Annotated in this window: 11 protein-coding genes; 6 read left to right on the forward strand and 5 right to left on the reverse strand. The window is 60.2% G+C overall.

The genetic code is table 11. The annotated features are described in order from the left end of the window. Positions 1–429 (forward strand): SDR family NAD(P)-dependent oxidoreductase (locus tag QZ540_RS06950; RefSeq protein WP_294628713.1); only part of this gene is annotated, 429 nt, incomplete at its 5' end. A gap of 101 nt (positions 430–530) precedes the next feature. On the opposite strand, the gene QZ540_RS06955 is transcribed toward QZ540_RS06950, so the two are convergent. The 3 genes from QZ540_RS06955 to QZ540_RS06965 all read right to left on the reverse strand — a co-directional run bounded on the left by QZ540_RS06955 (position 531) and on the right by QZ540_RS06965 (position 3,121). Next, entirely contained in the window at positions 531–1,310 is a 780-nt protein-coding gene (locus tag QZ540_RS06955; protein WP_012902969.1) for an amino acid ABC transporter ATP-binding protein, read from the reverse strand. A 33-nt stretch (positions 1,311–1,343) separates the two neighbouring features. After that, positions 1,344–2,147 (reverse strand): amino acid ABC transporter permease, encoded by an 804-nt coding sequence (locus QZ540_RS06960; protein ID WP_070629955.1) that lies wholly within the window; start codon positions 2,145–2,147, stop codon positions 1,344–1,346. Positions 2,148–2,281: 134 nt separating this feature from the next. Beyond that, the gene (locus QZ540_RS06965) at positions 2,282–3,121 is read right to left on the reverse strand and encodes an ABC transporter substrate-binding protein (RefSeq protein WP_294628717.1); all 840 of its coding nucleotides are present in this window, start codon (positions 3,119–3,121) and stop codon (positions 2,282–2,284) included. 276 nt (positions 3,122–3,397) lie between these two features. Here QZ540_RS06965 and QZ540_RS06970 point away from each other — a divergent pair, with 276 nt between their 5' ends. From QZ540_RS06970 to QZ540_RS06985, 4 genes are all read left to right on the forward strand, one after another. Continuing rightward, positions 3,398–4,129: a demethylmenaquinone methyltransferase gene (locus tag QZ540_RS06970; protein WP_294628719.1), complete on the forward strand. Its 732-nt coding sequence runs from the start codon at positions 3,398–3,400 to the stop codon at positions 4,127–4,129. Between the two features lie 54 nt (positions 4,130–4,183). Further along, the gene (locus QZ540_RS06975) at positions 4,184–5,245 is read left to right on the forward strand and encodes a polyprenyl synthetase family protein (protein ID WP_070688611.1); all 1,062 of its coding nucleotides are present in this window, start codon (positions 4,184–4,186) and stop codon (positions 5,243–5,245) included. A gap of 373 nt (positions 5,246–5,618) precedes the next feature. Next, positions 5,619–7,202, forward strand: coding sequence for a sodium-dependent transporter (locus QZ540_RS06980; protein ID WP_294628722.1), 1,584 nt, complete (start codon positions 5,619–5,621; stop codon positions 7,200–7,202). Positions 7,203–7,210: 8 nt separating this feature from the next. Beyond that, a complete protein-coding gene (locus QZ540_RS06985) occupies positions 7,211–7,354 on the forward strand; it encodes a methionine/alanine import family NSS transporter small subunit (protein WP_080974200.1) in 144 nt (47 codons plus the stop codon). A 91-nt stretch (positions 7,355–7,445) separates the two neighbouring features. Here the strand turns inward: QZ540_RS06985 and rarD are convergent, their stop codons facing one another. Together rarD and QZ540_RS06995 are read right to left on the reverse strand one after the other, a co-directional pair. Beyond that, complete coding sequence (gene rarD, locus QZ540_RS06990) at positions 7,446–8,432, reverse strand: EamA family transporter RarD (RefSeq protein WP_294628724.1); 987 nt, start codon at positions 8,430–8,432, stop codon at positions 7,446–7,448. Between the two features lie 153 nt (positions 8,433–8,585). Then, positions 8,586–9,929 carry a DUF6882 domain-containing protein gene (locus QZ540_RS06995; protein WP_294628726.1) on the reverse strand — a complete coding sequence of 448 codons (1,344 nt, stop codon included), beginning with the start codon at positions 9,927–9,929 and terminating at the stop codon, positions 8,586–8,588. A 280-nt stretch (positions 9,930–10,209) separates the two neighbouring features. On the opposite strand from QZ540_RS06995, the gene QZ540_RS07000 reads away from it, so the two are divergent. After that, the gene (locus tag QZ540_RS07000; protein ID WP_294628728.1) at positions 10,210–11,544 is read left to right on the forward strand and encodes an SseB family protein; all 1,335 of its coding nucleotides are present in this window, start codon (positions 10,210–10,212) and stop codon (positions 11,542–11,544) included. The last annotated feature ends 48 nt before the right edge of the window (positions 11,545–11,592 follow it).

Genomic DNA, 11,592 nt, shown 5'->3' on the forward strand with positions numbered 1-11,592 from the left:
TCCTCGATGGCGGGGCGTATTACCATGCCCCTCGGGTCCTGGTACCACGCCACCAAGTACGCCCTCGAGGCGTTCAGCGATGCGCTGCGCATGGAAGTTGAAGAATTTGGTATTGACGTGATTATTATCGAGCCCGGCGGCATCAAGACCCCCTGGGGACTCATCGCGGCAGACCACCTGGAGGAGTCCTCCCGAAACGGCGTCTACGCGGCTCAGGCGCAGCGCGTTGCGGCAAATATGCGTAAGCTCTACTCGCCCTCCTCAAACCTCTCGGAACCGAAGGTTATCTCTAAAACTATTCTGCGAGCCCTGGAGGCGCGCCGCCCCAAGACCCGCTACCTCGTGGGTTTCGGTGCCAAGCCCTCCGTGTTCCTGCATACCGTGCTGCCGGACCGTCTCTTTGACAAGGTGGCGCGCCGCATCTTCTAGGGCCGGAACAGCCGCGAACTAGAGCATTAAAAAGCGGGCGGTGCTGCGCGAAACAGAATGTTTCGTACAGCACCGCCCGCTACGTTTTTCAAGAGCTAGTACTAGTCTACTACGGCGTGGGTCGGATCGAGCACGCGTGCCAGGAAAGCCTGCGTACGTTCGTGCTGGGGGTTGCCAATCACCTGATCGGCGGGGCCCTCCTCCACGACCACACCATCAGCCATGAAGACGACCTTATCGGCGACCTCGCGGGCAAACGCCATCTCGTGAGTCACCACGATCATGGTCATACCCTCGTCGGCAAGGTTGCGCATAATGCTCAGAACCTCGCCGACCATCTCAGGGTCGAGAGCACTGGTCGGCTCGTCGAAGAGCATCAGGTCCGGGTGCATGGACAGCGCACGGGCAATAGCCACACGCTGCTGCTGACCACCGGACAGCTGAGCCGGGAAGCGGTCTTCCTTGCCCTCCAGGCCAACCTTGGCGAGCTGCTCGCGGGCAACCGCCTCCGCCTCCGCCTTGGAACGGCCCAGAACCTTAATCTGAGCGATCGTGCAGTTATCCAGAATGTTCAGGTGACCGAACAGGTTGAACTGCTGGAACACCATACCCATGTGGGTACGCACGCGGTTAATGTCTACGTCCGGGTCGGTGACCTCGGTATCGCCCACCATGATGGTGCCGTCGTTCGGCTCCTCCAGCAGGTTCACACAACGCAGCAGGGTGGACTTACCGGAACCCGAAGGGCCGATAAGGCACACGACCTCGCCCGGCTCGACTTGCATGTCAATGCCCTTGAGAACCTGAACCTTGCCGTACGACTTGTGCAGGTTAGAAATGCGCACCGAGGAGGCGGCCATGGATGAAGTTGAAGCAGTCATAGTATCTTCCGTAATCCGTATCTGTCGTTGCGCTTACTTGCGGCCGGTCAGCTGGGTGCGGCGCTCAAAATATGCGGAGAGCTGGCCCAGCGGAACGGTGATGATGAGGTAGCACAGGCCCGCAACCACCAGGGGAGTCAGGCCCGCGTTGGCGGCGGTCAGGCCTTCACGACCGAACTTTGCCAGCTCGTACTGCGAGACGGTTACGCCCAGCAGGTACACGAGGGAGGAGTCCTTGGTCAGCAGGATAACCTCGTTGGTCAGCGGGGGCAGAACCACGCGGAACGCCTGAGGAATAATGATCGAAATCATCGCGCGGGTGTGGGACATACCCAGGGAACGTGCCGCCTCCATCTGGCCCTTCGGGATTGCCTGCAGGCCCGCACGCAGAACCTCACTAATGTAGGCTGCCGAGACCATACCCAGCGACAGGGTCACCGGAATCAGGTTATCCACAAAGCGAATCTTGAACGCCAGAGGAATACCGTAACCGAACGCGAAGAAGACCAGCAGCGCCGGGATGCCGCGGAAAAGCTCCACGTACAGGGTCGCAATCCAGCGGTACGGCGCGATGGAGGAAATACGCATAAGCGCCAGCAGCAGGCCACCGGAGAGGCCCACGATAAAGCCCAGGGTGGTGTACAGCAGGGTGTTCTTCAACGCCACGGTAATGACGTCGGGGAACTGCTGCGCCGCAACGTCCAGGTTGAACACCTGCTGGCTGAGGGTCTTCCAGTCAGCCAGCAGAATGGCTGCCAGAGCGATAACTGCCAGAAGGGCGTACTGTGCGTAGCGGAAGAGCTTCTGCTTCTGACGGGGTGAAAGTTTAGAGGACATGCGCTTTCTTATCGTGCTATTCGGTCAAGAGCGTTCTATGCGCTCACAAGGGTGAAGGCCGGAGAATCCCCCAACCCAAAAGTATTAAGGGTACTCCTGAATTGGGGGGGGGGAGGGGCTAACCGGCTAGATGCTTAGGAAGCGGAGGAAGAGGCGCTCGCAGAGGTGGAGGAAGTGGCACCAACCCACTTAGCCTTCATCTTATCGAGCTCGCCGTTCTTCTTGAGCTTGTCGATGGTGGCGTTAGCCTTGGTCAGCAGCGCCTTGTTGTTTGAGGAAACCGCGGCGGCAATCTGCTCGGTGTTCTCGGAATCCTGGTAGGCAATCTTGAAGGAGTCCGGGTCGTTGGTCAGTGCCTCGGAAACCACGGAGAGGTTCGCTGCGACTGCCTTGACCTGACCGGTCTTCAGAGCGGAGAACATGAGGGAGGTGTCTTCGTACTGGATGACCTCTGCGCCGTTTTCCTTGGCGTAGGTTTCACCGCTGGTTGCCTGCTGCGCACCAACGCTCACGCCCTTCAGATCTGCGGCGGAGCTGATGGAGGAACCCTTGGGGACCAGGATTGCCAGGTTGTCGTCGAAGTAGACGGTGGTGAATTCCATCTTGCTCTTACGTTCATCGGTCACGCCGATACCCGCAAGGGCGATATCGCACTGACCGGTGGCCAGGCCGGTGCCGGAGTCCAGACCCTCAAAGCTGATGGAGGTCAGCTGAGCCTTCACGCCCAGGTCGGAGGCGATAGCATTGGCGATGTCTGCATCCAGACCGACGATGGTGCCGTTTTCTTCGTATTCGAAGGGCTTGTAGGGGGTGTTGGTGCAGACGCTGAGGGTGCCGGACTTGACGAGGCTGACCTCGCCGTTGGCGTCGGAGTTCTCGTTGGCGGTGGAGACGCAGCCGGTCAGTGCCAGGGGCAGTACTGCCAGTAGTGCGAGGGGCTTAAGGGATGCCTTCTTGAGGATTGCGGTGTTCATTGGGATGCTCCTGTGTGGGGTGTGCGTTCACTCGTTGAGTGGTGCGTTCTATGAAATCTAGAGTCTATTGTGCGCCCGCATGTTAAAAAATGCAAGCACATACATAAATATTCATAAATTTTTGCTGAATATGCATAAATCAACCCTTAAAGAGTGAATAAAACCCCGTCTGAACGACTCAAAAACCTTCACGGCACGCCCCTTAGCACGCCACATGATGCAACTACGGTTCACCCAACTATCGAATCCCCTAACCTCCATGCCACAATTGAGAGCGTGAACGCAGAGAAGAACACCCGCGCAACTCGCGCAACCCTGGACAAGAAAACCGGCGATATCGCCGCCATGTTTGATACCGTCGCCGAACGCTACGACCTCATGAACGGCATCCTCTCCCTCGGCCAGCACATCTACTGGCGCAAGCAGGCTGTCGCTGCCGTCGACGCACACCCCGGCCAGAAAGTGCTGGACGTAGCCGCAGGTACCGGCGTCTCCTCCGAGCCCTTCGCCGACGCCGGCGTAGACGTCATCGCAGCCGACCTCTCCGAAGGCATGCTGGATGTTGGCCGCCGCCGTCGCCCCGACATGACCTTCGTGCAGGCGGACGTCACCGCCCTGCCTTTCGAGGACGAATCCTTCGACGCAGTCACCATGTCCTACGGCCTGCGCAACGTCGCAGACTACCCCAAGGCACTGAGCGAAATCTACCGCGTGCTCAAGCCCGGCGGACGCATCGTCATCCTCGAGTTCTCCACCCCGACCTTCGCCCCCTTCGGCGCGGTCTACAAGAACTACATCATGAAGGCGATCCCGCCGATTGCCCGCGCGATCTCCTCCAACCCCGAATCCTACGAGTACCTCGCCGAGTCCATCATCACCTGGCCCAACCAGCAGGAACTGGCGCAGAAATTCAAAGAGGCGGGCTTCACCTCCGTGCAGTATCGCAACCTCACCGGCGGCATCGTCGCCATTCACCGCGGTTTCAAGCCCGAAGCACACAACGCATAGACACCGCGTTCACACACCACCGAAGACACCAACACCAAGAAGATAGAAGACACCGTGAGCAACGCAGAGCAGCCCATTGCCGCAACCGACCTGCTGGGAGACCTCGACCTGAAGCTTCCCGCAGGCTTCGAACTCATCGCAGCAGACCCCAAGCTGGGTCCGCAGATTCTTTCCTCCCTCGCACGTATTGAGGAGCGCCTGGCCGAGGCGATTGCCCAGACCGATCACCTTGCGGACGTCGCATCCCGTCACCTGCTCTCCGCGGGCGGCAAGCGCGTGCGTCCCCTGTTGGCGCTGCTCTCGGCAGCTGTCGACGGCGAAATCAACGACGAGGTTATCGAAGCCGCCGTGGTCGTTGAACTGACCCACCTGGCAACCCTCTACCACGACGATGTTATGGACGACGCCCCCAAGCGCCGCGGCGTGGACAGCGCCCAGATGATTTGGGGCAACTCCGTCGCAATTCTGACCGGCGACCTGATCTTCTCCCGCGCATCCCTGCTGGTGTCTGAGCTGGGTACCCGCCCCATGAAGATTCAGTCCCAGACCTTCGAACGTCTGGTGCTCGGTCAGCTCTTTGAGACCACCGGCCCCCGCGAGGGCCAGGACCTGCTCGACCACTACATCGCCGTCATTGAGGGTAAGACCGGCTCCCTGATTGCCGCAGCCGGTGAGTACGGCTCCCTGCTTTCGGGCGCTTCCGAAGACGTTATCTCCATGGTCAAGGCGTACGGCGAGCTGGTCGGCGTGGCATTCCAGCTGGCTGACGATGTGATTGACATTGTGAGCGACGGCAAGACCAGCGGCAAGACCCGCGGCACCGACCTGCGCGAGGGCGTGCCGACCCTGCCGACCATCCTGCTGGACCGCGCGGTAGCCGCCGGCGATGAATCTGCTATCAAGGTTCGTGCACTGCTGGATGCCGACCTCAGCTCCGACGAGGCACTGGAAGCCGCTGTGGAGGCGCTCGCCGCCCACCCGGTCACCCAGGAAGCATGGCAGATTGCTTACGATTGGGCGGACCGTGCGATTGCCGCGATTGCTCCGCTGCCCGAGTCCACCGCGAAGGCTGCGCTGGAGTCCTTCGCTCACGCTGTGGTTCACCGCGAAGGCTAAAATGCGCCGTGTAGCGTGTACCCGAGTCTAACCGGGTGTCTCATACTTCAAACCCCCGCTGAATCTACCCGGATTCGGCGGGGGTTTTCTGTATTTAGGCTAGTCAGTACCGGTTTTTGGGAGAGCTAGGTGCAGTCCCTGCCTCCCGAAAAGTTCCGTATGCTGGGGTCTCCTTGACCGCCATATGCCTTTAAGGTAAACCTTATAGGCATGCCTGAGGTGCACATCCACCCCTTAAGCGTTCGACGGCTCCCACGCCCAACCCGTGTTGGAGAGCCGTTTACTATTTCTGGACGCGAGCTGAGCCCAACCACCCTGACGGGTTATTCTCGCACCAACCATCCGCGTCCCCACACATTCGAGGTTTACAACTATGGGAGCATCTACCCCTAAGGCGCCCACGAAGCGCGAAGGCTTCTCGAGCCGTCGCGTCTTTATCTTTGCCGCCATCGGTTCTGCTGTTGGTCTGGGCAATATTTGGCGTTTCCCCTACATCGCATTTGATAACGGCGGCGGCGCCTTCATGATTCCCTACATTGTCGCCCTGCTGACCGCTGGCCTGACTTTCCTGTTCTTTGACTACGCGATCGGTCACCGTGCGCGTGCGTCGTCCCCGCTGGCTTTCCGCCGTCTGAACCGTAAGACCGAGTTCATCGGCTGGTGGCACATGGGTATTAACTTCGTGATTGCTATCTACTACGCCGCTATTGTGGCGTGGTCGCTGCGTTACATGGTTTTCTCCTTCACCAACGCGTGGGGTGATAACCCGAAGGCGTTCTTCCAGGGCGAGTTCCTGAAGGTTGCAGACAACCCCGGTGTCTCCCTGGACTTCAACATGAACGTCCTGATTCCCATGATTCTCGTGTGGGGCGTGCTGCTTGCCGTGATGGCTCTGGGTGTTCAGAAGGGTGTGGGCGCTGCCAACGTCGTCTTTATTCCGTTGCTGCTGGTCATGTTTGTCGGCCTGGTGATTTACTCCCTGACCCTGCCGGGTGCTGCCGACGGTCTGAACGCTCTGTTCACCCCCAGCTGGGATTCGCTGGCTAACCCGGACGTGTGGGTTGCAGCGTACGGCCAGATTTTCTACTCGCTGTCCATTGGCTTCGGCATCATGATTACCTACTCCTCCTACCTGAAGCCCAAGGCTGACCTGACCGGTTCCGGTGCTGTGGTTGGTTTTGCGAACTCCGGCTTCGAGCTGCTGGCGGGTATTGGTGTGTTCTCGGCGCTGGGCTTCATGGCTCAGGCTGCCGGCACTCAGGTGAGCGAGGTTGCGACCAGCGGTATTGGTCTGGCGTTCATCGCGTTCCCGACCATTATTTCGCAGGCTCCCGGCGGCGTGCTGATTGGTGTCCTCTTCTTCGGCTCCCTGCTCTTTGCTGGTTTCACCTCCCTCATCTCGATTCTTGAGGTGATTATTGCGGGTGTTCAGGACAAGTTCGCGACTTCGCGCCTTGCCTCCACCGCTCTGGTGATTATTCCGATTGCCGTGATTTCGCTGCTGCTGATGCCGACCACCACCGGCCTGTACGTGCTCGACATTCTCGATAACTTCGTGAACCTCTTCGGTATTCTGGCTGCCGGCCTGTGCGCCATTATTGTTGTGGCGTACGTGGTGCGTGCACTGCCCGCTCTGGCTGAGCACCTGAACCGCTACTCCTCCATCAAGGTCGGCAAGATTTGGATGGTCCTGCTGGCTGTCGTGACCCCGCTGGTTCTGGGCTACTCCCTGATTCAGAGCGTCATCAAGCTGATTGCAACCCCCTATGAGGGTTACCCGGCAGATATGCTGGCAATCTTCGGTTGGGGTATGAGCGCCCTGCTGGTGGTTGGCGCGATTGTTATTTCTCTGCTGCCCTGGTCGAAGAAGTCTCGTGCCGCTGAGGAGCCGCCGGCACCTCCGGTGATTGCCGGTCAGGTGGAGCACGGCCACGTTGATTCGACCATTACCCGTTAGGAGCCCTCATGTCTATCTCCGCAATTGTGATGCTCATTGTGGCAATCCTGATTATTTGGGGTGGTCTGGGTTTGGCTCTGCTGAACCTGCACCGTCACCCGGATTTGGATGCTCTGGATGATGCTGCTGAAGCTCAGGGTTCTGAGCTTTAGCGTGTGAACGCGATATAGAGTGATGCCCCGCAGTCTTGTAGGCTGCGGGGCATCGCTGTGTTTATATGGGCGTTTTACGCGGGCGTTGGGGCTACTTGCTCTGCACGTCTTTAGCCTGTGCGTCTTCAGTGCTGACCAGCGGAATCATTCCGGTTTCAGGGTCCGATAGTGCGGAGGGTCGGTAAGAGCGGGAGGCACGCAGAGCATCCACCGTGAAAATGATGAGCGCAATCCAGATGAGGCTCAGACCCAGCACCTTGTCGGGACTCATCTGCTCGTGCAGAACGGTGATGGCAAGAATGAACTGGATGGTCGGGCCCAGGTACTGCACCATACCGATAACCGAGAGCGGCAGGGCCTTGGTCGCCGCGGCAAAGAGCATGAGCGGCACAACGGTGACCACGCCGGTGGACGCCAGGAGCCAGAAGTGCCCTGCGCCCTCGCTGAGGAGGGTCATCTGACCCTGTGCATTGAGGACGAAGAGCGCAATAACGCCGAAGGGAGCCAGGATTAGCGTCTCGAGGGACAGCGAGACGATGGGGCTCACCTCGTGAGCGATACGGGCCTTGAGCAGGCCGTAGATGCCGAAAGTAAAGGCCACGCCCAGACCGGTCCAGGGCACCTGGCCGTAGATGAGGCTCATCATCAGCACCGCAATACAGGAAATCGCCACTGAGACCCACTGGGCGGCGCGCAGGCGCTCCTGCAGGAAAATCACGCCCAACACCACGGAGACCAGCGGGTTAATGAAGTAGCCCAGGGACACGTCAATCGTGTGGCCGGTCGTTGTCGCCACCACGTAGATGAGCCAATTCGCGCAGATGAGGAACGAGGCGGCAGTCAGCACCAGCATGATGCGGCGGTTCCGCAGAACGCGGCGGAAGTCCGCGGTCGCGCGCACCAGCGGTAGCAACATGGCGCAGAAAATCAGGGAGAAGACCACTCGCGCCACCACAATTTCGATGGGGCTGGCGGGAGCCATGAGCACGAAGTAGAGGGGGAGCATACCCCAAATGAGGTAGGTGCCGATGATGGTGATAAACCCGTTGCGGGTGGTGTGTTTCTGAGTCTCTGACATCGTTTCTTCTTCTGATCTGATTCTTCGGTTACGTTCTTCTAATGCTAATCGTCGATTCGGCGTCTGCGTAGGTAGAGGCCTGAATACCTCCACGAACGCTACAGGCGCGGTACCACGAGGATACCGCGCCTGACGGGGCGTTGTGTATTCGGTTTAGAGGCCGAAGAAGCGAGAGAAGAAGCCCTTCTTCTTGGGCTGCTCTGCCTCGCGGCGTGCAGTTTCTTCCTGCTCGCGGCGGGCTGCCTCTTCGTGCTCTGCCTGCAGGTCGGGAGCTGCGCCAGCGTTGCGGATGGGCTCCACGTGCTGCTCTTCGTACTCTGCTGCCTCTTCGTAGTGCTCGGCCTCGGCGGGCTGCTCAGCAACGGGCTCAGCTGCGACCGGCTCCTCAGCGTACTCTGCGGAAGCCTCAACGGTCTCGTATTCGGGCTGCTCGGCACCGATGGACTCGTCGGTGTAGACGCGAGCCTGCTCGGTCTCTTCTGCCTCGTACTCGCCGGGCAGGGTCTCCACGGTGACCAGGCCGGGCTCTGCGTGCTCTGCCGGTTCCTGATCGAAGGGAGCCTCGTCGGCGGGGTAGAGGTTCTCGGTGCTCTCGACGCCGGGCACCTCGGTCTCTGCGACCGGTGCGTGCTCTGCGATCTCGACAGCGCGCTCAGCCTCAGCCTCGGCACGTGCGGCGGCACGCTCTGCCGCCTCCTGCTCACGCTGTGCGTTCTGTGCGGCTGCCTCAGCGGCTGCCACGCGCTCAATCTCGGTGCGCAGGGCGGCGAGGGATTCGCGGCGCTGAGCGGCAGCGGCTGCGCACTGCTCCAGAACCTCGGGGCCAACCTGAGGCTCAGCCTGCTCGATGCCGCTGATACGGCCGTCGTCGAACCACAGGCGCAGTGCACCGTCGGTTGCGGTCAGCACGGCGGTTGCCTCGGTGTCCCAGGCAATGTGGAAGCCGCGCTGCTGAGCGTAGGAGTCCACCGCCAGAACCTGGTTGTGAATCTCTTCGCTCTGCAGGGTCTTCGCGATCACGCGACCAATACCCTTGTAGGTCGGAGCCTCCAGGGTCAGCTCAGCGCCCTCCAGCAGGGTCCACGCGCGCACGCCAGCGCCCGCGGGCAGCGGGTAGTGCGCGTACAGGCCGCTGATGGTCTTGGTCGCCAGGGTCAGGCGGCGTGCCAGGGACTCGGAGAGGGGCAACTCGTCGGTGGTCAGCTCGGTCAGGCCGTCACGCTCACCGGTTTCGCGCGCCTGAATAGCGGCGGAAACAACGGAGTCGGGGAAGTAGCCCAGCTGCTGCCAAGACCAAATCCAAGTACCGCGGTTCTCGGATTCGGTGCCCAGCAGGTGCGGCTTGAGCGAAAGCGGGGGAGTGGTCTCAAAATCCAGAGACTGGGAGGTAAAGTCCACGTTCCACTCGGAGGTACCCACGAGCTCAGCGAGTCGAGCCTGGTACTCGGTGGAGATAAAGATCGATGCGTCGATAAGGTCCTGCAGAGAATTCGTCATGCTTCAAGATTATCAACCTTTTAGCGTTCACTATGCCGTGTATCCCCGTTTTGGGGTGCGCTTTAGGCGTATTGGGTTGTGCGGGGCCTGGGCGAACCTCCGCGGGCGGGTTCTTAAGGAGAGACAGAGCATATATCTTTCGGCGTAAACTATCTGCGTGGAGTGCCCGTGTTCGTTAGAATCGAAGAGACGGCTTCTTCCGGCACCCTGTAAGCCGATACTACGACCGAACACGGATGCCTCCAGCCGCGCCGTATTCACACTCAAGGATGTATGAACTATGACTGAACCCCGCCTCGCCGAGACGAGTAGCCGCGCCGCGCGCATCCAGGACGCGCTGAACAACATTGGAAGCTGGCTGCTGGATGTCGTTAGTGTTGACCCCGGCTGGAGCGAAATGGTGCTGGACGTAAAGCCTCTAGCAGGTCAGATTTTCGTGCGCGTGCGTGAATTCCGCGATGGTGAAGAGTTCATTGGTACCATCGGCCCGCTCAAGGACGGATCACCCATTATTGCTGAGGTCCGCAAGCTGCAGCGTGCCGCCTACGACGGTAACCGCGGCACCTGGTTCACCGCCTCCATCGTGGTGGCGGCAACCGGCTGGCCGAACCCGCAGTTCAGCGTGGGCGCCTCCTATAACCGTGATGATGAGCCCGACAGCTGGAAGAACGAGGGCACCCTGACCGCGACCGACGTGCGTGAGCACCTGGCTGAGTTCCCGCGTGATGCGTCGCGTATCCCGCAGTGGGCTCGTGAGCGTATGGAGGGCCGTGCCCGCCACTCTGCTGCCGCGGCGCTGTCTTCGAGCGAGCACGAGATCCCGAACCCCTACCTGGTCGCCGCCCTGGAGACCTTCCGTAACGATGTGCAGGAGCGAACCCTCATTAACGTGGTCCGCACGATGCTCGGCGGCGACGTTCTGCTGGATGCGACCGGCTCCCTGCTGATTCCGTCCGAGACGGACGTGATGGGCCCCGAATCGGTGCTGACCCACCAGGTCATTCGCATGCCCGAGACCGGCATGCAGGCTCTGTGCGTGTTCTCCTCCTCCGAGCACATCGGCAAGAGCTATGTGCGTCAGGAATCCGAGGGTGACGAGCTGATTCTGCGTGAACCGGCGATGAAGGTTTTCATTGATTTCCTCAACAACGAGGCGCTGGACCTGATCGTGGTTGATCCCGGCACCGACCACGAGTGCTACATTGAGCGCGCTCAGGTGCAGTGGATTGTCACTTCTCCCCGCAATGACGGTGCGAAGTTGGCGCTGACCCAGGATAACATGCAGATGCTGCTCGGCTCGCTGGTCTCCCCGGCGTCCGTGCTGCTGGTGGGTGTTGACCCGGCTGACCCGTCCGGTACCTCCTTCGTCTTTGACCCGGATGAGAACGGCAACCCGCAGAGCCTGCTGGTGTTCACCTCGCCCATTGAGATTGCGGCACTGGATCCGCATATTGAGGTGCGTTCGGCGAACGCCCTGGATATTCTGCGTTACGCCCTGGATATTGGCGCCCCGAGCGTGAAGGTGAACGCGATTAACCCCTCCACGGTGCTGACTGCGGCACAGATCCGCGAACTGCTGGAGATTGTGGGCTCGCAGCCCCCTATGGGTGCTTAAGCTTCTCTAAGCTCCTGTATTGAATACTTAAACCGTTGAGGCGGCGAC

It is taken from the genome of uncultured Rothia sp. (assembly GCF_916049665.1).
Classification (GTDB): domain Bacteria; phylum Actinomycetota; class Actinomycetes; order Actinomycetales; family Micrococcaceae; genus Rothia.